The 18,957-nt window shown below is 70.5% G+C and carries 20 protein-coding genes and 1 tRNA gene; 10 read left to right on the top strand and 11 right to left on the bottom strand.

The window, feature by feature from the left end; genetic code table 11:
- Positions 1 to 55 precede the first annotated feature (55 nt).
- The 7 genes from ACZ6S6_RS23005 (at position 56) to ACZ6S6_RS22975 (ending at position 5,465) form a co-directional block, all read left to right on the top strand.
- The gene (locus tag ACZ6S6_RS23005; protein ID WP_469706780.1) at positions 56 to 790 is read left to right on the top strand and encodes a VanZ family protein; all 735 of its coding nucleotides are present in this window, start codon (positions 56 to 58) and stop codon (positions 788 to 790) included.
- A gap of 208 nt (positions 791 to 998) precedes the next feature.
- On the top strand, positions 999 to 1,814 hold the full coding sequence (locus ACZ6S6_RS23000) for a DUF4389 domain-containing protein (RefSeq protein ID WP_469706779.1): 816 nt from the start codon (positions 999 to 1,001) through the stop codon (positions 1,812 to 1,814).
- 7 nt (positions 1,815 to 1,821) lie between these two features.
- Complete coding sequence (locus ACZ6S6_RS22995) at positions 1,822 to 2,337, top strand: DinB family protein (protein ID WP_469706778.1); 516 nt, start codon at positions 1,822 to 1,824, stop codon at positions 2,335 to 2,337.
- 114 nt (positions 2,338 to 2,451) lie between these two features.
- Positions 2,452 to 3,174: a DUF4230 domain-containing protein gene (locus ACZ6S6_RS22990; RefSeq protein WP_362959211.1), complete on the top strand. Its 723-nt coding sequence runs from the start codon at positions 2,452 to 2,454 to the stop codon at positions 3,172 to 3,174.
- A gap of 305 nt (positions 3,175 to 3,479) precedes the next feature.
- A complete protein-coding gene (locus ACZ6S6_RS22985; protein WP_362959209.1) occupies positions 3,480 to 3,995 on the top strand; it encodes a lytic polysaccharide monooxygenase auxiliary activity family 9 protein in 516 nt (171 codons plus the stop codon).
- A 337-nt stretch (positions 3,996 to 4,332) separates the two neighbouring features.
- A complete protein-coding gene (locus ACZ6S6_RS22980) occupies positions 4,333 to 4,779 on the top strand; it encodes a nitroreductase family deazaflavin-dependent oxidoreductase (protein ID WP_362959207.1) in 447 nt (148 codons plus the stop codon).
- Between the two features lie 287 nt (positions 4,780 to 5,066).
- On the top strand, positions 5,067 to 5,465 hold the full coding sequence (locus tag ACZ6S6_RS22975; protein ID WP_362959204.1) for a DUF6221 family protein: 399 nt from the start codon (positions 5,067 to 5,069) through the stop codon (positions 5,463 to 5,465).
- A gap of 133 nt (positions 5,466 to 5,598) precedes the next feature.
- Here the strand turns inward: ACZ6S6_RS22975 and ACZ6S6_RS22970 are convergent, their stop codons facing one another.
- Entirely contained in the window at positions 5,599 to 5,787 is a 189-nt protein-coding gene (locus ACZ6S6_RS22970; RefSeq protein WP_362959201.1) for a DUF6381 family protein, read from the bottom strand.
- Between the two features lie 236 nt (positions 5,788 to 6,023).
- Here ACZ6S6_RS22970 and ACZ6S6_RS22965 point away from each other — a divergent pair.
- Positions 6,024 to 6,097, top strand: a tRNA-Met gene (locus tag ACZ6S6_RS22965).
- A 243-nt stretch (positions 6,098 to 6,340) separates the two neighbouring features.
- Here ACZ6S6_RS22965 and ACZ6S6_RS22960 read toward each other — a convergent pair.
- Entirely contained in the window at positions 6,341 to 7,132 is a 792-nt protein-coding gene (locus ACZ6S6_RS22960) for an AraC family transcriptional regulator (protein ID WP_362959198.1), read from the bottom strand.
- Between the two features lie 85 nt (positions 7,133 to 7,217).
- On the opposite strand from ACZ6S6_RS22960, the gene ACZ6S6_RS22955 reads away from it, so the two are divergent.
- Positions 7,218 to 8,033, top strand: coding sequence for a TSUP family transporter (locus ACZ6S6_RS22955; RefSeq protein ID WP_469706777.1), 816 nt, complete (start codon positions 7,218 to 7,220; stop codon positions 8,031 to 8,033).
- 473 nt (positions 8,034 to 8,506) lie between these two features.
- Here ACZ6S6_RS22955 and ACZ6S6_RS22950 read toward each other — a convergent pair whose 3' ends face one another.
- From ACZ6S6_RS22950 to yhfZ, 8 genes are all read right to left on the bottom strand, one after another.
- The gene (locus ACZ6S6_RS22950; RefSeq protein ID WP_362959189.1) at positions 8,507 to 9,748 is read right to left on the bottom strand and encodes a phosphopentomutase; all 1,242 of its coding nucleotides are present in this window, start codon (positions 9,746 to 9,748) and stop codon (positions 8,507 to 8,509) included.
- Between the two features lie 10 nt (positions 9,749 to 9,758).
- On the bottom strand, positions 9,759 to 10,922 hold the full coding sequence (locus ACZ6S6_RS22945; protein ID WP_362959186.1) for a YhfX family PLP-dependent enzyme: 1,164 nt from the start codon (positions 10,920 to 10,922) through the stop codon (positions 9,759 to 9,761).
- 2 nt (positions 10,923 to 10,924) lie between these two features.
- Positions 10,925 to 12,040, bottom strand: a complete 1,116-nt coding sequence (locus ACZ6S6_RS22940) for an aminotransferase class V-fold PLP-dependent enzyme (RefSeq protein ID WP_362959184.1) — start codon at positions 12,038 to 12,040, stop codon at positions 10,925 to 10,927.
- Position 12,041: 1 nt separating this feature from the next.
- Positions 12,042 to 12,998, bottom strand: a complete 957-nt coding sequence (locus ACZ6S6_RS22935) for a phosphotriesterase family protein (RefSeq protein WP_362959182.1) — start codon at positions 12,996 to 12,998, stop codon at positions 12,042 to 12,044.
- Positions 12,999 to 13,093: 95 nt separating this feature from the next.
- Complete coding sequence (locus ACZ6S6_RS22930; protein WP_362959180.1) at positions 13,094 to 14,428, bottom strand: YhfT family protein; 1,335 nt, start codon at positions 14,426 to 14,428, stop codon at positions 13,094 to 13,096.
- Between the two features lie 42 nt (positions 14,429 to 14,470).
- Positions 14,471 to 14,827, bottom strand: coding sequence for a DUF2620 domain-containing protein (locus ACZ6S6_RS22925; RefSeq protein WP_362959178.1), 357 nt, complete (start codon positions 14,825 to 14,827; stop codon positions 14,471 to 14,473).
- 51 nt (positions 14,828 to 14,878) lie between these two features.
- Entirely contained in the window at positions 14,879 to 15,265 is a 387-nt protein-coding gene (locus ACZ6S6_RS22920) for a transcriptional antiterminator (protein WP_362959176.1), read from the bottom strand.
- A 96-nt stretch (positions 15,266 to 15,361) separates the two neighbouring features.
- Entirely contained in the window at positions 15,362 to 16,300 is a 939-nt protein-coding gene (gene yhfZ / locus ACZ6S6_RS22915; protein ID WP_469706776.1) for a GntR family transcriptional regulator YhfZ, read from the bottom strand.
- A gap of 91 nt (positions 16,301 to 16,391) precedes the next feature.
- Between yhfZ and ACZ6S6_RS22910 the strand changes: the two genes are divergently transcribed.
- The gene (locus ACZ6S6_RS22910) at positions 16,392 to 18,023 is read left to right on the top strand and encodes an MFS transporter (protein WP_469706775.1); all 1,632 of its coding nucleotides are present in this window, start codon (positions 16,392 to 16,394) and stop codon (positions 18,021 to 18,023) included.
- A 135-nt stretch (positions 18,024 to 18,158) separates the two neighbouring features.
- Here ACZ6S6_RS22910 and ACZ6S6_RS22905 read toward each other — a convergent pair whose 3' ends face one another.
- Positions 18,159 to 18,815 (bottom strand): class I SAM-dependent methyltransferase, encoded by a 657-nt coding sequence (locus ACZ6S6_RS22905; RefSeq protein ID WP_362959170.1) that lies wholly within the window; start codon positions 18,813 to 18,815, stop codon positions 18,159 to 18,161.
- Positions 18,816 to 18,957 lie beyond the last annotated feature (142 nt).

Raw genomic sequence — 18,957 nt, 5'->3', positions numbered from 1 at the left:
TGGGACCGCCGCTACGGCCAGGTGTGCTCCAGCCGGACGGGGGCACTCGTCGCCCATGAGAGCAGAGGCTGAGAGCGGTACGCGGAACGGAACGCGGCGCAGAACATGGGGAAGCGTTCTCCTGCGGGTGACCTTTTTGGTGCTGGCCTTCCTGGCCATGGTCGGTTTCTCGGTTGTGCTGGCGAAGGTGACGCTCACACCGTCGCCCGCCTCGGAGGAACTGGTGAAGTCGAACCTGCGGCCCGGCCGCTCGCTCCGGCAGTACGCCGAGGACTACACCTTCCTCTCCGCCTGCAAGCAGGCGGGCGGAAACCTGGTGCTGGGCATGCCGTTCGGCGTACTTCTGCCCATCCTCGTGCCGCGCCGCCTGCGGATGATCCGCATGGTCCTGCTGACCGTGCTGGTCATCGCGATTGTCGAACTGGTGCAGGGAGCGCTCGTCGCGGGGCGGGCCTTCGACGTCGACGACGTCATCCTCAACACCGCCGGAGCGCTCCTCGGCTATCTGCTGCTGGGCCGTCGGCTGAGCCACCGCTACCACGTGCTCGCGGACGGACAGGGACCAGAACAGGAACAGAAACCGGAACAGGGACCAGAACCGGAACAGAAACAGAAACAGAAACAGGAACCGGCTCCTGGGCGGGCTCGTGCTCCGGAACCAGCCGGCCGCGGGACGGCGTCACGCCGGCGTCCGTGGCAGGGGGCATGGGCGAAGGTCACGGCACGGAGGAAGCCGGCGACGAAGGCGGGGGCGGCCGAGAAGTCCCGGCCCACGCCGCGTTCTTCATGAGCGTAGTTGCAGACGTTCGGCCGGCCGAGGTCGTTGGAGTGCGCGAGACCCGCTACGGGCTCCTCCCCGGCGTGCAGGGCCCGCCGGGTCCGCAACGGCGGGCACCCGATCGGCCCGCGGCCGTTTGCGGGCCGCTTCCCCCGGCCCGAGCGTGAGGGGACGCCGAGTGCGCAGAGGGCGTACCGATCACCTGCCGAAGGGGAGCACCATGGCCGACGTCCAGTGGAGCCCGGGGCGAAGGGCGGGGGACGCGGAGGAATTCCTGCCCCTGCTGGACCTCGTCGAGCCCGCACGTCAGCGCCGGCTCACCGTCTTCTTCCGTCTGCTCCTGCTGATTCCGCATTTCGTCGTGCTGTTTTTCCTGGAGATCGCGGCCTTCTTCACCGCCGTGTTCGGCTGGTTCGCCGCCCTCGTCCTGGGACGGCTGCCCGAGCCCGTCTTCCGCTTCCTCGCCGGAGTGCTCGGCTACCGCACGAGGGTCGCGGCGAGCGGCATGCTGCTGATCGACAGCTATCCGCCCTTCACGCTGAACCCGGCGCCCGACTACCCGGTCCAGATCGACGTCCGCCCGACCAGGCTGAACCGGCTGGCCGTGTTCTTCCGGCTCATCCTGGTGATTCCCGCCGCCGTCGTGCAGAGCCTCGCCACATCCGGCTGGTACGCCCTGGCGATCCTGTGGTGGCTGATCACGCTGATCCTCGGCCGGATGCCCCGCCCCCTCTTCGAGGCCACGGCGGCCACGCTGCGCTACGAGATGCGCGTGTCCGCCTATGTATCGATGCTCAGTCCCGCCTACCCCAAGGGTTTCTTCGGCGAGGACGCGCTCTCCGTACCGGAGCGGCAGGGGCGCTCCGCCACCCGGCCCCTGGTCATGAGCAGCGGGGGCAAGGCGCTGCTGGTGTTCTTCCTGGTCCTCGGGCTCGTCAGCGCCATCACGACATCCGTCACCAGGTCGTCGTCCGACGACACGGATATGTGGATGCGGCAACAAACGGGTCGCGTGGAACACCCGCCAACGGCATGATCGCGCGATGACATGGACAGCACCTGAGGCAGTACGCACCGGCGGATCGTTCGTCGCGGGTGAGCGCGAGATGCTCACCGGATATCTCGGATGGTTCCGCAGCACCCTCCTGCACAAGTGCAGCGGTCTGACCGGCGAGCAGCTCGCCGAGCGGACCGTGGAGCCGTCGAACCTGTCGCTCCTCGGACTCGTGCGCCACATGGCCAAGGTCGAACGCACCTGGTTCAGGCAGCGCTTCGCCGGGCAGACGATGGAGCCGATGTACGGCCTGGCGCATGGCAAGGACGCGGACTTCGAGGAGCTCGATCCGGCCCGCGCCGCCGAGGACTACGCCCGGCTGGTCGAGGAATGCCGGCTGGCGGACGAGGTCGTCGCCGGTGTCTCGTTCGACGAGACCTTCACCCATGACGGCGAGGTCTACTCCCTGCGGATGGTGCACATCCACATGATCAGCGAATACGCCCGCCACATCGGCCACGCCGATCTGGTACGCGAGCGGCTCGACGGCGTCACAGGGGCGTGAGAGCCGGTCCGGAACCCGCCCGGCACGGACGAGCCGTCTGTATCAACGTACGGAATCGGGCGGAACCGCGGCAGACGGCGGAGTGGATCCGGGCGGCCGGGTCACACGGGGAGTATGACCTCCACCGACTTGCCGACAGACGCACCGGGCGAGCCCGACGAACCGGAGGGCCGTCGCCACGGCGACCGCCCCCGCCGCACCCGACGATGGGGGAGGGCGGCCGCGGTCTGCGCGGGCGCCGTCGTACTGCTGCTCCTCGGTACGCGGCTCAGCCTGCTGCCGGGGCTGGGCGACATCTTCGGCGAGAGGACCCAGGACCGCTCGGGTCCCGCCGTGCTCAAGTCGATCCGTGACATGAGCAGGTACGAGGCGGCGGCAGGCAATTTCCAGGTCGTCGTCGATCTGGAGAAGGACACGAAATTCCTCCCGGACGCCATCCGCGGCTCCCGCACCCTCTACGTCGGCGCGGGCACGGTCGGTGCCTCCGTCGACCTGGGCGAGATCGCGAACAGCGGAGTCGTGGTCAACAAGGACCGGACCACGGCGGAGCTCCGGCTGCCGCACGCCGTACTCGGGAAGCCGGCGCTCGACCCCGACCGCTCCTACGCGGTGTCCAAGCAGCGCGGCCTCCTCGACCGGATCGGGGACTTCTTCTCCGACAACCCCGGCAGCGAGCAGGCGGTGAACAAGCTGGCGGCGCAGCACATCGGCGAGGCGGCCAAGGAGAGCGGGCTGACACGGCGCGCCGAGAAGAACACCACCGCCATGCTCCAGGGGCTGCTCGGCTCGCTCGGCTTCAAGGAGGTCACGGTCCACTACGGTGACGCCGGCAGCTAGGTATGGCCATCGAGCCCGCTCAACTCCCTTCCCCGGCTCCCTTCCTCGGCTCCTCTCCTCGACGCCCCTCGACTCCGCTCCCCAACTCCCTGTCGAAGCAGCACTCTTGACGACTCCGCCTCGGTGGGTATGGTCTAGTCCAAGTGCAGGGACGGCGCCGGACACCCGTGTTCCCGGGGTGGATCCGGTCATGGAACCTGCCGTTCCCTTCGCGCCTCTTGGCCCCACACTCGAGAGGCTGGACTGCCGCTATCGGGCCCCCACAGTCCGCCCGCGTGCAGCGATGCCTCATGTGAAGGAGAAGCATGCACGCGAAAAGGAAGACCGCCGTAGCCCTCGGTGCCGTACTCGCACCGGTACTCGCTCTGTCCCTTCCGGCAGGTTCGGCCAGCGCCCACGGCTACATCTCGTCACCCCCGAGCAGGCAGGCGCAGTGTGCCGCCGGAACGGTCAGCTGCGGTTCCATCACCTACGAGCCCCAGAGCGTGGAAGGCCCCAAGGGGCTGACCAGCTGCAGTGGCGGCAACAGCGGGTTCGCCGAGCTCGACGACGACTCCAAGGGCTGGAAGGTCACTCCGGTGAGCGCCAGCACCTCGTTCCAGTGGGTGCTGACGGCCCGTCACGCCACCAGCACGTGGCAGTACTTCGCGAGCGGTCAGAAGATCGCCGAGTTCAACGACAACGGCGCCCAGCCCGGTGCGACCGTCACCCACCAGGTGAACTTCGGCAACCTCAAGGGCCAGCAGAAGGTCCTCGCGGTCTGGAACATCGCCGACACGGCCAACGCCTTCTACGCCTGCATCGACGTCAACGTCAGCTGACCCCGCAGGCGCCTCCCCGTAGGAGTGGGACCTCTGCCCTGCACAGGGTGGGGGTCCCTTCCGTGGCCCTGCGAGCCGATGCGGTGCACCGGGCCGGCGACACCCGGATGGTCGGCTCCGTCACCCGCCTGCCGTCCGGGCCGCGCCGATTCGGCCGGGCACGGCAACGCTGAGTCCGTCACCGCGTCTGCGGACGGGATCGGCATGCTCATATCGAACCTGGCGCGACACGTCCGCCGTCACGGGATTTCTGGGCGGCCGATGCGGTTGAAGCGATGATGAGGAACCGCGGCCGATGAAGTGTCACGGCCGGATCGTCGATGATGGGACAGAAGTCATGCCTCTCCAGGGTGAGTACGAGCCGAGCCCCGCTCAGTGGGTCCGGGACCAGGTCGAGCAGTACGAGAGTTCAGGCGGTACGGAAGGGACGACGATGCGGGACATGCCCGTCATCATTCTGACCACCCGGGGAGCCAAGAGCGGAAAGATCCGCAAGACGCCGCTCATGCGCGTCGAGCACAACGGTGCGTACGCGGTGGTCGCCTCACAGGGCGGAGCCCCGAAGCACCCGGTCTGGTACCACAACCTGACGGCCGACCCGCGCGCCGAACTGCAGGACGGTCCGGTGCGCCGGGACATGAACGTCCGGGAGGTGACCGGGGACGAGAAGGCGCTCTGGTGGGGGCGCGCCGTCGAGGCGTTTCCCGACTACGCCGACTACCAGAAGAAGACCGACCGGCAGATCCCGGTCCTCGTCCTGGAACCGGCGGAGACCGAGCACTGATCAGCACGGCACGGAGTGGCACAGTGCGAGGACCGGGCCTCGCGTACCGCTGAGCGCGCCCCGGAGGCCCCACCGGTTCCCTCGGAACGGGTGGGGCCTCCGGCCGCCGCCCCGGCTGTCCTCTCGGCCGTCTTCCCGGCAGGCCGGGAACAACTGCCCAGGAGCCCCGCACGCAACGGCGGACACACGGTGGGCGATGAGCTGCTACGGGGCGGAGGGCGCGGCGGGATACTCTCCACCACGGCCCCTTGAGGCGCGGGGCCGAGTGGGAAGGATTTCAGAACCTGATGACAGACAATTCCTACCTGGTCGCGTTCGTCCGGGCACGTCTCGACGAGGAAGAGGATCTCGCACGAGCGGCCGGCGGCGAGGGGTGGCGGTGTCCGGCCGAGGCGCCGGGCGAAATCCACGACCGGGTCGGTGCGATCGCGTTCAGTCTGAGGACGCACGGCTACAACCACCACATCGCCCGGCAGGATCCCGCGCGAACCCTCCAGCGCATCGAGACGAGCCGCGTTCTCCTGGACGAGTACGCCGAGGTCGCCAAGCTGGACACCGACCGCCCTGACCGGGACTTCGCCTCGGGGCGTGCCTTCGGGCTGGGGTTCGTGGTCCGGCAGATGGCCGCGGAGCACGCGGGGCACCCCGACTACCAGGTGAAGTGGCTCCCGAGGTTCACGCAGTAGCGCCGCGGCCCGGGGTCCCGCGACATTCGGGCCCGGCCGTCGCACGCCGGCCGGGCCGCCGATCCGGCCGGCGTGCCTCCTCCGTATCAACCGCAGTCCTCGAACAGCCGCCGACCGGATCTCAGGAGGGCGCTCAGAGGGGATTCATGCTCCCGTCGCCCTTGGTGCTCACCTGATCACTCCGCTCCTGGAGGCGGCGCGCCTTGTCCTTGAGGCGCGCCGCCTCCTGTGGATCGGAGGCCTGCTCCGCGGCCTCCTGCATTTCCTGCGCCTTGGCGCGAATACGCTCGGCGCGGCCTCCGGATTCATCCGCAACGCTCATGATCACTCCTGGATCTCGGGGAGAGCCGACGCCACCAGCGAATCAGCGCTCCCGCGCACCTGCATCTCGAACGGTGACCGACTGCTACGAGTACGAGGTGCGCGTACGACGCCAGGGCGAAATCCGCCGGCCCGGTATCGCGGGTGTTCAGGACGGCCCGGAGGCCACGGACGTACTCGCGAGCGGGAAGTGGTCGGGGCGCCTGCCGAAATGCCGTACCGTAGGGATCACAACGACGCGGGGTGGAGCAGCTCGGTAGCTCGCTGGGCTCATAACCCAGAGGTCGCAGGTTCAAATCCTGTCCCCGCTACTTTCGAAGCAGGGCCCGGAACCATACGGTTTCGGGCCCTGCTTTTTTCTGCCGTCACCGTCACCGACACGGTTACCGTCGTGACTGGACGGCCTGCCTACCCCGCGTCGGCACGGCCGGCGGGATCACCCTCGGGCCGACCGTCAGCATCGGCGGCCTGGCCAGCCCTGGCATCGGCAGCGTCGCTGACGCGCCGTGGCGAGCGGGCGGAGCGGCGTGGACGCTGAAGTGCCCCCGGATCGCTCAGGAGTTGCGACCGCGGCCGACGCCCTGGCGGCCCGCCGTGAAGCGGGACGGGGGCAGGCCGAAGGTGCGCGTGAAGGCGGCGGTGAACGCGGCGGGGGAGGCGTATCCGAGACGGCCGCCGACCTCGCTGACCGACGCGGTCCGCAGCAGCGGAACGGCCGCGAGCAGGCGGGCGCGGGCCCGCCAGACGGCGGGGCTGTCGCCGGCCTCGGAGCGGAAGCGACGGGTGAAGGCCCGTTCGCTCATGGCCGTCCGCGCGGCCCACGCGGCGTTGGTGACACCGGCGTCCGGGGCGGCCAGGTACGCACGGCAGAGCCTCGCGAGGTCGGCGGAGGCGGGAATCCCGACGTGGAACGGGAGCGGGGCGCGCTCGGCGATCTCGTGCAGGAGGAGCGCGGCGACGGCTCCCTCCCGCCCGGACAGGCTGTAGTCGCTCTCGAACCCGACGGCGACCAGGAGCAGCTCGCGCAGCAGCGGCGAAACATCCACGACCATGCAGGTCACGGGCCACCACGGGACGGCATCCGGCTCGATGTACAGACTCCCGGTGCTCACTTCCAGCATGTGGACGCGGTGCAGGGTGGCGGCCGGGATCAGCACGGCGCGTTCGGGCGGAACGGTCCAGGTGCCCTCGGCGGTGTCGACGATCATGACTCCGGTGGCGCCGTAGAGGAACTGCGCGCGCCGGTGTTCGTGCCAGTCCAGTACGTGGCCGGGCGGGTAGTCGGTGCCGATGGGCAGGACAGCCCGTTCGACGTGGTCGACGTCGGTGAGGGGGACGTTCTTCACCCGTCCACCCTACTGGCCGGGACGCGAAGGAATGGTGCCGACCATCGAATGCGGGAACACCGTCCGCGCTGGTGGAGTGGGGCCCATGGACGTTGTGGCACTGACAGGGATCCTGACAGGGATCGGGCTTCTCACCGGTATGACGACGGTGTTGTTCGGCTTCGGCGGCGGATTCGTCGCCGTGCCGGTCGTGGTGTGGGCGGACGCCGCACTCGGCGCGGACGCGATGCGGGTGGCGACGGCCACCTCGGCCCTGGTGATGGTGGTGAACGCCGGGTTCGCGACGGCCGTCACCCCGCGGCGGGTGCTCCGCGCGCTCCGGGGCAGCGGCCCGCTGCTCCTCCTGCTGGCGGTCGGCGCCGCGGCCGGAGCGGCCGCCACACGGCTCGCCCCGGCCGATACGGCCCGGTGGGCCTTCGTCGCCTACGTCGCTCTCACCATCGCCGACCTGCTCCTGCGCCCGGGATTCCTGCGCCCGTGCACACGGGACGAGGCAGTTCCCGATGCTCCGCGTCCGCTGCCCGCCGCCCTCGGCGCGCCGGTCGGCGCGGTCGCGGCCTTCCTCGGCGTGGGAGGCAGCGTCATGACCGTCCCCGCGATGCGGCGGGCCGGGCACACGATGCGGGTGGCGACCGCCCTGGCCAACCCCCTCACCCTCGCCATCGCGCTCCCGGCCGCCGTGGTGTCCCTGTGCGGCGCCGCGGTGCCCGCCGCCGTGGACGCGCACGTGCGCCTGGTCGGCCTCGTCGACCTCCGCGCCGCCTCGGCACTGCTTCTCGGCGCTCTGCCGGTGATCGCGGTGCTGCGGAGGCGCCCGCCGCGGATCCCCGACCGCGCCCACGCCTGGGCGTACATCGGGCTGCTCGCCATGGTGACGGTCGCGATGCCGCTCGCGGCCTGAGCGCTTCCCGTAAGTGCCGAGCGTCGGGTTCAGGCGGCCCGGGACCGGTCCGGGAGCCAGGGCCTGGGCAGGAGCGGCACAAGGTCGTACTGGTAACACGGCGCCGCGAAGCATTGCTTGGGCGCCGGGACACAGGCGTAGCCGATGGGCGCGATGACGGTGGCGCACGGGTTCGTCCGGGGCCCCGCGGGGCCCTCCGTGGCGTGTGCGGGGCCGGTCGAGGTGAGAGGCATGGCGGCGAGAACGACCGCCGTCCCGGCGCGTAGCAGGTTCTTGATCACGAGCAACAGGCATAGCCGTGCTGTCAACCCGGCAGAAGGCCCAGGAGGGCCAAGTCACCCGTCCGGCCCGATGATTTCACCGTAGAAGCGATGTCCTCGGGACGTGGAGACGGGAGGCCGGGGCCCGGTTGGGGGCCCTCCGCTCAGGAAGGCCCCCGATCCGCGTCACGTCGTCTGTCCTGTGCGCCGCGCTCAGGCCGCGCGGCGACCCGTGTGGAGCGGAGTGCCGCCCGCGAGGCCCTCCGGGTCCAGCGCCAGCGCCAGGGCGGCGGTGGCGCCGACGTCCGCCAGGCTGTGCGCGTCCGGGAGGAGTTCCACGCCGTCCGCGCCGGGCCGGTGGATCAGTACCGGGACGTACTCCCGGGTGTGGAGCGCGTGGCCGATGGTGGGGTCGTTGCCGTGGTCCCCGGTGACGATCAACCGGTCACCGGGGTCCGCGAGCAGCGCCACGAGTCCGGCGAGCCCGGCATCCACCTGTTCCAGCAGGTGCCCGTACCGTTCCGTGTCCTGCTGGTGCCCCGCCAGGTCCGTCTCCTGGACGTTCGCGACCACGAGGGCGTCGCCCTCGGCGCGCACCGCGTCCAGGGTGTGCGACAGGACGTCGGCGGTGGCGACGGCCGGATGACGTGTCGCCGCCTCGCACACCAGGATGTCGGCGGCCTTGCCCACCAGGGCCACCGGGATCCCGGCCCGTGCCGCCAGCTCGGGAAGCTGGCGGGTGTGGTCGAGCGGGGCGCCCAGGTGCTGCACCTGGAGGCCGCCGTTGCGGTAGAAACCGGTGGCGGGGGTGTCCAGCCCGACCGTTCCCCCGTCGCCGGGGCGGACGAAGTCGCCGAGCGGGCCGTCCGCGTGGCCGCCGACCGCGATGACCCGTGCGACCGGGGCGACGGCGCGCACGGTACGGGCGATGGCGAGGATTCCGCCGGGTCCCTCGAACGGGAGGTCGTCGAGGCGGCCGGAGGCGTTCCAGTTGATTCCGGGATCGGCCTCCAGGTTGTCGTGGACCAGGACCGTTCCGTCGACGACGAGCAGCGGCTTTCCGTCCAGCCGCTCGACCCGGTGGCCGGCCGCCGTGAGCGCGCCGGACACCTCGTCGAGGTGGTCGGCGAGCCGGGCCACCGTCACCCGGCTGAAGTCGGCGCCCATCATGGTCTGGTGGCCCGCGAAGGTGTCCGCGCCCGGATAGCCGAGCGCGGCCCTGCCCGCGGCCACGGGCAGATGGGTGCGCCGTGCCAGGTCCGGGTGCGGGTGGACCAGCCCGAGCCCCAGCGCCCCGAGCACCGGCAGGCGCAACGGCCGGCCGAACGCGGCGCGGCAGTGGTCGAGTACGTGTCCGCAGGTGTCGGCGTCGAGGTCGCCGGGGCGCAGGGTGCCCGCGTCGGGCATGGCGCCGACGCCGAATCCGTCGATGACGACGATGACGGTCTTGGCCATGAGGTGCTCCTTACAGGGCTCGGCCCTGGGCGTCGTACAGCCCGTTCAGCCGGGGGCTGCCGGCGGCGAGCCCGGATACGACGGCGACGGTCGAGCGGGTGACGAAGATCTGGGTGCGGAAGGCGAGCAGCGCGGTGTCCCCGATACGGGCGTCCGCCGCGCGGGTGGGTGCGTCGAGCAGCCGGTAGTAGTCGATGTTCTCGGCGGGTGCGTTCTGAACGCCCAGGCGGGCGCCGGTGCGCGGCAGGAGGGCGCTGCGGATGTGTGAACGGGTGTAGAAGCCGCCGCCGAATATCGCTGGACGTCCGTCGTCGAGGGTGTGGGCGACCTCGCTGACGTACACGTACGCGGGCTTCTCGGGCTGGGCCGGATCGAGGGCGTGCAGTGGGGTGGTGCCGGTGAGGGCGTGGCCCGGTTCGCCGTGGGTGGCTCCCAGTTCGGCGAGCAGCGGGAGGGACGCCATCGAGGTGGCGCTGGGGGCGCTGAGCTTGAGGCCGTGGTGTCCGCGCGCGGCCAGGAGTTCGCGGGCCCTGAGCGCCAGGCCGAAGTTGGGGGTCGCGGCCGGCACGCCCGTCTCGGGGTCGCACAGGACGCAGGGGAAGGCGGTGACGCCCGCGATCCGGATGCCGTCCAGCGCTTCGGCCTCCTTGGCGAAGGCGTCCAGCCGGCCGAGCGGTACGCCACCCTCCTGGCCGGGGTAGACGGCGCCGTCGGCGCCTTCGAGCCGGATCAGGATGTCCTGGACGAAGCCCAGTTCGCGTGCCGCGTCGGAAACGGCGCGGGCGTTGGCCGGATCGAAGACCGTGACGGTCTCCGGGCGCCAGGCCAGCATCTCGGGCAGCGCGCGCCGGGGAATCTGGACGAGGTGTCCGAGGTTGCCTGGTTGTGCCCCGGCGGCGTGCAGGGTGCGGGCCTCCGCCGGGTCGATGGCGGCTGAGCGGGGGATGTGCCGGGCGATGGCCCGGATCAGTTCGGGGTTGCGGCCGAGCTGCTTGACGACGAACCAGAGGCTGATGCCGAGGCGTTGGGCCTCGGCCGCCAGCAGTGCGGCATTGGCCTCGACGGCGTCCAGGTCCACGACGTAGGTGTCGGGCGGGATCTCGCCGTTACGGTGCAGCGCGGTCGCGGCGTCGACGAGCCCGGGATTGCGGGTGAGCACGGTGTCGAGAAACACGGTCAGTCGTCCTTCGGGTCGTCCAGGGCGGCGAGCGACCGGCGCAGGATGTCGATGACGAGATCCGCGCCGGCCCGCATCGGGTTGATGCGTACGATCCAGTCGGCCAGCTCGGGGGAGTCGTCCAGCGCGGAGCTGGACATCCGGTAGAAGAGCGGGGCGATCTCGTAGCGGGAGTTGGAGCCGACAGGATAGGGGGCGGCTCCGAAGCGGGCGGCGACGGCGGGCAGCGCAGCGGCGACGGGCCGGTCGAGGCGGACGAGCAGACAGCGGTCCTGGGCGTTGGCGATCCGTACCTCCGCCACCCCGTCCACCTCGCCGGCCGTCAGCCGTTCCGCGACCTCGGCGCCCACCCGGGACTGCACGGACCACATGACGGGAACGTGGGTGAGGGCGCGCAGGGCGTCGAGTGCCTGGTGGCCCTGGACCTGCCCGCCGCCGGAGTAGTTGTCGCGGCGGACGTGCTCGACCAGATCGCGGGCGCCTACGACGAGACCGACGCCCTCCGGCCCGTGGAGCTTGAAGAGGGAGAAGCAGGAGGCGTCGGCTCCCAGTTCCACACCGGCGGCGGGAGTGCGCATCACGGCGTAGTTGTCGTCGACGATCGTGCGGACCCCGGCCGCCCGGCAGGCTGCGATGACCTCGGCCGGATCGTAGGAATCGGCGAGGCGCTGGCGGGTGTGCTGGATGTACGCCCACCGGAACCGCCCGGACGCCAGGGCCTCGCGGAGTGCCGGTGCGTCGTTGAAGTCGACCTCGGCCGTCTCCACGCCGATGCCCCGCAGAGTGACCTGCGTGGTGCGGTAGACCGGAGCCCGGTGGATGAGCAGCGGGTCGCCCGCCCGGACAGCGGCGTTGAGGGCGGCCCGGATCGCTCCGGTGCCCGCGCCCTGGACGAAGGCGGCGTCCTGGGCCCCGAAGAAGTCCGCGAGCACGGCCTCGACGCGGGCGGTGGTGCGGGGCCGGCCGAGACCGGGGACGACTCCCGCGTCGGACGAGAAGAGCTGCTGTCCCTCGAAGTGGGCCGCAGTGGCCTCCAGCAGCCGGAACTGCGTGGCGACGGCTTCGTCCAGGCCGACGGTCGCCAGCGGGAACGTGGCGGGAAGTACGGGGCTCATGTCAGTTCTCCTCCACGCTCGCGCCGGTCAGGAAGCGCAGCGGATTGCGACGGGTCAGCAGGTCGATCAGGTCGTCGTCGGCGCCTGCCGCCCGGAGCGCGGGCAGGAAGCTCCGGAACAGGTGCCCGTAGCCCTGGCCGCCCTCGTCCAGCAGGTAGCCGTGGCGGGAGATGTCGCAGCTGAGCAGTACCCGGTCGGCGTGCCCGGCCTCCACCAGGGCGAGCAGCAGCCGCAGCCGGGTCCGGTCGCTCTGGTAGGACGACTTGCCCACGGTGTCGAAGGCGACGTACGCCCCGCTCGCCGCGAGCTCGCGGTGGACGCCCGGGTCGTCGAGCAGGTCCTGGTGGCCGATGCTGACGCGGTGGGCGGGCAGCCCCTCACCGGTGAGCAGTTCCAGCTGGGCGAGCCCGCCCCGGCCCAGCTGCGCGTGGGTGGCGAGGGAGAGGCCGGTGGCCCGCGCGGCCCGCGCACCGGCCCGCAGCACCTTGGCCTCGGGAGCCGTGGGGACGTCCCCGTGGCTGCCGATCTCACCGAGGACGCCGGGCCGGATTCCGGTCCCGCCGATGCCGTCCTCGATCTCGCGGACGAGGACCGCGGTGAGCTGTTCCACGTCGGAGGCGTCGATCTCCGGGGTGTGGAACGGCTCGTAGTACCAGCCGGTCGCGGCGACCACCGCGACCTGTGCGTCCCGTGCGATCGAGGCCAGGGCGCGGACATCGCGCCCCATGCCCCGGCAGGTCAGCTCGACGACGAGGGAGAGCCCGAAATCCTCCCGCAGCGCGCTCAGCTCGGCTGTCACGGCCGCCGCGTGGTGTCGCGGGTCGAGGACGGCCGCGCCGTCGCCCCGCTGGTCCAGGTCGAGGACGAGGTGTTCGTGGGCGAGGGCGGGGCCGCGTACCGAGGCGGTCGGGAGATCGCCGGTGACGGTGCGCAGGGTGTGCGGGGCGGGGTGGTTCATCGTGGGGGTTCCTTCTTCGCGTACGGGCCCGGTCCGGTCCGGGGGCCCGCCGGCCCTGGTATCGGGGCCGGCAGGCCCCCGGTCCGGGGGGCGTGTCAGCCCTTGACCGGGGTGAACAGATCGAGCCAGTACAGGACGTTGAGCAGAATGCCGCCGACGATCACGGCCGCGGGTGCCGCGGCCATCTTCACGATGGGCCGGCCCATCGCCTCGTTCAGCAGATAGAGCCCGCCGACGACGAGGATGCCGAGTCCGCCGCCCATGGCGTTGGCGGCCATCAGCGAACCGAAGAGGATCGCGAGCTGGAGGGTGTCGCCGATGGCACTGCGCAGGTGCTCCGAGGAGTCCCGGACGCTGGGCAGCTTGCCGAGGACCTTGCCGATCCAGGAGAGGGCCAGCACCTCGGCGCCGAACACGAGCGCACCGACGACAGCCGCCAGGAACGGGTTCGGCATGAGGTAGCCGATCGGGTACACCAGCGTGAAACCGGCGATGCCGTACGCGCCGGAGGCGAGCGCGGTCGTCGCGATCAGCGGGATGAAGCCGAACACTCGGTAGAAGTCGACCTGGGCGGCCTCGGAGTACTGCCCCTTCGCGATCAGGAAGCTGGTTGCCTCACCGCCGCCGAATATGTGCATCTGGGCGAGCACACAGACCCCGGCCCCGAGGACCATGAACAGCGGCAGGTACTTGCGCAGACGAGCCGCGCTGGCGCTGAACAGCGACGCCATCGGGTCGTTCTCAAGGACGACCTCCTCGACGCCCGACGCCCGGTCGGCCCGGCGCTGCCTGACGTCCTTGGCGACCGCCAGCCCGATGAGCATCAGCACACCGACGGCCATGGCCAGTGCTCCGGCGAACATGTTCGGCCACAGCTTCATGGTCATGACGACGAGGGCCAGTTCGAGGACGCCCGCGATACCGCCCCACTTGCGGCCGAACTGCTTGGTGATGGCGAGCACCGGGAACAGCGAGAAGAGGAACAGGATCGGCGTCGACATCTGCTGCATCGCCGTCAGGAAGTCGACCGGCAGATCGTGCGCGACGTTGTTCGCGCCGTTCAGACCGAACACGACAACCGCACCCCAGGCGCCGCCGAGGATGGGGGCGAGCCACTTCCTCGGCGCCAGCATCCCGAGGATGTCCGTGGGCAGGAAGAGCAGCCACGGGTTCAGTACACCCGTGGACAGGGCCATCGGCGCACCGAGTCCGAAGATGAATCCGGCAGAGAGACCGAACGAGACAGCCGTTGTCGCGCTGCGGGTGGTGCGTCCCTGGATGAAGTCCAGCATGAAGGGGCGTACCCCGTCGTTGAAGACGGCCAGGGCCATGTGCGCGATGTAGGCGGTCAGCGCACAGAGGGCTATCACGGTCAGTTGCTGGGCCAGCGTGAAGTCAAGGCTGGCGCCGGCGGCGAGTGTGGTGCTCACGAGTCACTCCTTGGTGCCCGGGATGATCAGAACAGGCTGGGTTCAGCCGCGGGCGGCGATGGCGCGCGCCATGAGGGGGGCGATGATGTCGATCTGGTCCATCGAGAAGCCGAAGACCTTCTTGCCGTCGGCGAGCAGTTCGGCGACCTTCTCCTCCGTCGGAACACTCCGGCCGAAGGTGTGGCAGGCGGCGCTGCCCATGAGGCCGACGAGCACGCCGAGCGAGGCGCCGGCGCCCGTGTGACAGGTGCCCAGGTAGTAGTCGGCCTGGCCGGCCCGGAGCTTCATCGCCGCATCCATGTCGCTGGAGACGACGACATCGAGCGAGTCGATGCCTAGCTTGCCGATGGCCGCGGTGACCTCGACCTTGCCGACTCCACCGGTGAGGATCTTCGTCATGGCTGTTCTTCTCTCTGTGCGAAGGGGGGACGTGGCGCCTGCCGTGAGCGGTCAGGACGTGGGCGCGGAGGGGGACTGCTGGGCCAGTACGGCCAGATGCATGCCGAGGAAGTTGACCTCGGACTCGGGGAGCGCGGCCCCCAGCTCCCGTTCGGCGCGGGCCGATACTGCACGGGCACGGGCCACCGCGTCGGGATGCCCGGCCAGCTCGGCGGCGACCTGGTCGTCGGTGAGGAACTGCTCGATCGCCTCGCCGTCCAGGATCCGGCCGAGCGCCATCATCAGATGGCTGGTCAGCATTCCCGCCGTCGCTTCGGTGACCGTGCGGCCCTCGGCCTCCAGAGAGGTCAGTTCGGCGGTGACGAAGTCGGCCACCTCGGGCCTGACCTGACCGCCTTCGCGAAAGAGCTGGATCCGCAGTGCGAGCTGGTCGTCCATGGTGATCCTCCTAAAAATCAACAGTAACCAGGATTTTGTATTTTGAGGGCGAACGACGCCCCGGATTTATGAGACTCCGGTCACTGAACCTGCTGGTCAGTACGAGGGGACGCGCTCGCCGCGCAGTACTTCGTTCTGCAGCCGGGTCACCAGCGACAGATCCAGCGAGTCGCGGACCGCGGCGAGCGCCCCGGCCCCGTCCGACCGGCCGATCACCGCGGCGGTGGAGTTGCGCAGGGCCAGCTCCCGGTTGACCTCGTCCCCGAGCGGAAGCACGTCGACGCTGATGCCGAGCCGGTCCTGCGCCTCGTCAAGGTTCCAGACCGTCGCATCCACTTCGTTCCGTGCGAACAGGTCGCTCAACTGCATGTATGACGCCTCGCGCCACTCGACGTCCTCCCGGCCGGCGAAGACCCGCTCCACGAGCATCCGCAGATCCTCCGAGGCGTGGTCGACCGCCACCCGCAGCCCGGGAGCGTCCAGGTCGACACCGCGGCGCACCAGCATGCCGTGGGCGCCGACGTAGGTGGCGGGACCGAGGTCGGCCACCAGCTCCACCGGGTGCTCGGCGATCAGCTGGTCGGCGGCGAACCGCGACAGGACCACCAGGTCGACCTTGCCCTCCAGCAGTGCGGCGGTCCGGGCTCCGGCGCCTCGCATGAACGTGATCGCGAACGGTGCGCCGGCCTCCTCGAACGCGCTGCGCAGCCCGGTCGCCAGGCCTTCGTACCGTCGCGAGTAGGGGAGCGGCATCGCCGCGAGCAGCGTCCCCAGGCCGGACAGCCGCCACAGGACGGTGCGGTCCGAGTGGACGAGGAACGTGCCGAGATGGCCGCGGGCGGTCGTGGAGATCGCTCCGGCGTCCTCCAGCAGGTGGAGGGCCGCCTGGACGGTACCGTTTCCGCAGCCCAGCTTCTCCGCGAAGTCGCGCACGCGGGGCAGGCGGGTGTCCGGCTCGTGATGCAGGAGCAGGACGGCGAGCTGCCGCGCGGCGAGGCCGTTGCGCGTGAGGAAGCGGTCATCGAAATCGTTCACGAATCAAACAGTAACCAGGATTCTGGATACTGACAAGGGTCCCGTTGCCGCCCGGCGTGCGCACGGGGGTGGGTGCGGAGAATATTGGGCCATGAGCAACTCGGCTTCGCAGGCACATGGTCCGGACCGCCCCGCGACGGCCGGGGCGAACGGGCCGCCGAACCAGACGCTGGCGCTGGCCGCGATGATGTTCGCGGTGTCGATGACGTTCATCGACCAGACCATCGTGGCGATCGCCGCACCGGACATCATTCACGAGCTGGGCCTCACCTCCTCGCAGATGCAGTGGGTCATCAACTCCTACCTGCTCACCCTCGCCGCCTTCTTCGCGTTCGGCGGCCGACTGTCCGACATCTACGGCCATCGCCGCGTCATGCTCTGCGGCACACTCGTCTTCGTCATCGCGTCGGTGCTCTGCGGAGCCGTGCCGACGGGTGACTACGCCCAGGCGTGGCTGATCGGCTTCCGGGCGATCCAGGGCTTCGGTGCGGCCCTGATGTTTCCGGCGGCGCTCGCCGTGGTCATCTCGGTGTTCCCGGTGGAACGGCGTGGGCGGGCGCTGGCGTTGTTCTTCGGCGTCTCGGGTGCGCTCACGGCCATCGGCCCGCTGCTGGGCGGATGGCTCACCGAATGGACGTGGCGTGCCATCTTCTGGATCAACGTCCCCGTCGCCGTGATCGCGATCGTCCTGGCCGTACTCGCCCGCATCCCCGAGAGCTCGAACCGGGAACCGCTGGACGTGCCGGGAACCGTGCTGATGGCGGTCGGCATGGGGGTGACCGTACTGGGACTCCAGCAGTCCGCGTCCTGGGGCTGGGACGCGGTGGCGACATGGGCGTGCATCGTGGTCGGGCTCGTGATCCTGGCCTTCTTCTGCCGCTTCGAACTGCGTCGGCGCCACCCGCTTATCAAGCTCCAGGTCTTCCGGGACCGGGCCTTCGCCGTCGACATGCTCGTGCTCTTCTTCGCCATGACGGCCTTCGTGCCCATGCTCTTCTTCGCCTCGGTGTACGCCCAGGTCTCCCTGAGCGCCTCGCCCAACCAGGCGGCGCTCTACCTGCTGTACTTCTTTGTGGGGTTCGCCCTCGCCTCCCAGTGGGGTGGCCGCATCCTGGACAAGCGCGGCGTCCGCCCGGCGTTGAAGATCGGTGCCGCGCTCGGGGCGGTCGGCTTCGCCCTGTGGGCCGCCAAGCTGACGACGCTCGCGATGCACGACCAGTGGCCGTACGCGGCGATCGCCGGCGCAGGCATCGGCTTCCTCCTCGCGCCCGCCTCGACCGACGCCGTCAACCGGTCGATCGGCGCCTCGTACGGCGAGGTCACCGGCATCACGCAGACGGTCCGCAACTTCGCCGCCAGCATCGGCCTGGCGGTGTTCGGCACGGTGCTGACGCACGTCACGGTGGACCGTGTCGGTGAGACGCTGCGGGCGCAGGGCGTGCCGCGCGGAGCCGCGCACGCCGCCGCCCACCACATCGCCGAAGCCGTCACCGGGAACGCGGACGCGCGGCAGCCCACGGGTGGCGGCAGGGCCGCGGAACTGACGCGGGAGTCGATGCAGGCGATCCGTCTGGACTTCGCCGAGGCGAACCAGTGGGTGTTCTACTCCATGGCAGGCGCCCTCGTGCTGGCCTTCATCTGTTCGCTGTGGCATCCGGGCACGCGTGTGACGGGGGATGCCGGCGGTGCTGTGCGCCCCGAGGAGCCCGCGCCGCGCCCATGACGGGGCCCGCCCCGTCCGGGACCCGGGACATCGCGACATATTCCGTTCGTCACCTGCCGAGAGGCCCCGTGGCGTGCGTACGGCGCCGGACCTGTTCCCCGGCCTCGCCGTCGAGCCCGCCGATCGGGGCACGCGTCAGTTCTGGTGCCAGACCAATGTGTATCGCCAGAAGACCCGTCGGCGGAGCCGCGCACCGGGCAGCACGTTCCGGGCGTCACGAACGATGTCGGCGAAACTCATCGTCGCCGGCCGGGTGGGAGCGGTCATTGATTCCGGCCGTGCTGACGTGCGCCCCCGGTTCTTGGCCCAGGCCATCACGATATTCAGCGGGATGGCGGCTGTGCCGAGCAGGCGATCGCCGGGCGACTGTGCTCGGGCGAGTCCTACGACGACCAGAGTCCCGCCCGGTGCCAGGTGCCGGCGGAACAGCGCGAGAGCTTCGGGGAACGGCAGATGGTGGATGGCGGCGACACACGTGATCACGTCGTAGGAACCGGGCGGTATGCCGGTCAGCGCGTCTGCGACGGTGAACGTGACGGGCGCGGCCGGCGCGGTGAGTTCCCGTGCTCGGGCAACGATCGTGGGGTCGGCGTCCAGGCCCTGTACGGACGTGGCACGTGTGCCTACCAACCGGGCCAGGTCCCCGCTGCCCGATCCGATGTCGAGAGCCGTGTCGAAGCGCCTCGGGAGTTGCCGCATGATCCAGCGGTGATAGTGGGCGTTGTGGTCCCACGGACGGGCGGCGTGGAATTGTTCCAGCGCCTTGAGGACGCGGGGCGGCAGTGTCTTCATGGCACGAGTCCATCATCCGCGATCCGCAGCCGGCACCACCGTGCGCCGCGCAACACTCGGCGGGCGAGCGCTCCGCCCTGGCAGGGGTGTCTCTCCGGAACCGAACCGACCGTCGTCGTAGCCGGCTCCAGGGGTCCCGACG

Source organism: Streptomyces sp. NPDC048671, from assembly GCF_055587045.1.
Note: the sequence above shows the minus strand (reverse complement) of the source record. Positions and strands in the feature narration are given on the sequence as shown.

What these genes read in the sequence shown, in the direction of transcription:
- ACZ6S6_RS23005 (WP_469706780.1), top strand. Translation starts at nt 56, where the DNA reads ATGAGAGCAGAGGCTGAGAGCGGTACGCGGAACGGAACGCGGCGCAGA.
- ACZ6S6_RS23000 (WP_469706779.1), top strand. Translation starts at nt 999, where the DNA reads ATGGCCGACGTCCAGTGGAGCCCGGGGCGAAGGGCGGGGGACGCGGAG.
- ACZ6S6_RS22995 (WP_469706778.1), top strand. Translation starts at nt 1,822, where the DNA reads ATGACATGGACAGCACCTGAGGCAGTACGCACCGGCGGATCGTTCGTC.
- ACZ6S6_RS22990 (WP_362959211.1), top strand. Translation starts at nt 2,452, where the DNA reads ATGACCTCCACCGACTTGCCGACAGACGCACCGGGCGAGCCCGACGAA.
- ACZ6S6_RS22985 (WP_362959209.1), top strand. Translation starts at nt 3,480, where the DNA reads ATGCACGCGAAAAGGAAGACCGCCGTAGCCCTCGGTGCCGTACTCGCA.
- ACZ6S6_RS22980 (WP_362959207.1), top strand. Translation starts at nt 4,333, where the DNA reads ATGCCTCTCCAGGGTGAGTACGAGCCGAGCCCCGCTCAGTGGGTCCGG.
- ACZ6S6_RS22975 (WP_362959204.1), top strand. Translation starts at nt 5,067, where the DNA reads ATGACAGACAATTCCTACCTGGTCGCGTTCGTCCGGGCACGTCTCGAC.
- ACZ6S6_RS22970 (WP_362959201.1), bottom strand. Translation starts at nt 5,787, where the DNA reads ATGAGCGTTGCGGATGAATCCGGAGGCCGCGCCGAGCGTATTCGCGCC.
- ACZ6S6_RS22955 (WP_469706777.1), top strand. Translation starts at nt 7,218, where the DNA reads ATGGACGTTGTGGCACTGACAGGGATCCTGACAGGGATCGGGCTTCTC.
- ACZ6S6_RS22950 (WP_362959189.1), bottom strand. Translation starts at nt 9,748, where the DNA reads ATGGCCAAGACCGTCATCGTCGTCATCGACGGATTCGGCGTCGGCGCC.
- ACZ6S6_RS22940 (WP_362959184.1), bottom strand. Translation starts at nt 12,040, where the DNA reads ATGAGCCCCGTACTTCCCGCCACGTTCCCGCTGGCGACCGTCGGCCTG.
- ACZ6S6_RS22935 (WP_362959182.1), bottom strand. Translation starts at nt 12,998, where the DNA reads ATGAACCACCCCGCCCCGCACACCCTGCGCACCGTCACCGGCGATCTC.
- ACZ6S6_RS22925 (WP_362959178.1), bottom strand. Translation starts at nt 14,827, where the DNA reads ATGACGAAGATCCTCACCGGTGGAGTCGGCAAGGTCGAGGTCACCGCG.
- ACZ6S6_RS22920 (WP_362959176.1), bottom strand. Translation starts at nt 15,265, where the DNA reads ATGGACGACCAGCTCGCACTGCGGATCCAGCTCTTTCGCGAAGGCGGT.
- ACZ6S6_RS22910 (WP_469706775.1), top strand. Translation starts at nt 16,392, where the DNA reads ATGAGCAACTCGGCTTCGCAGGCACATGGTCCGGACCGCCCCGCGACG.
- ACZ6S6_RS22905 (WP_362959170.1), bottom strand. Translation starts at nt 18,815, where the DNA reads ATGAAGACACTGCCGCCCCGCGTCCTCAAGGCGCTGGAACAATTCCAC.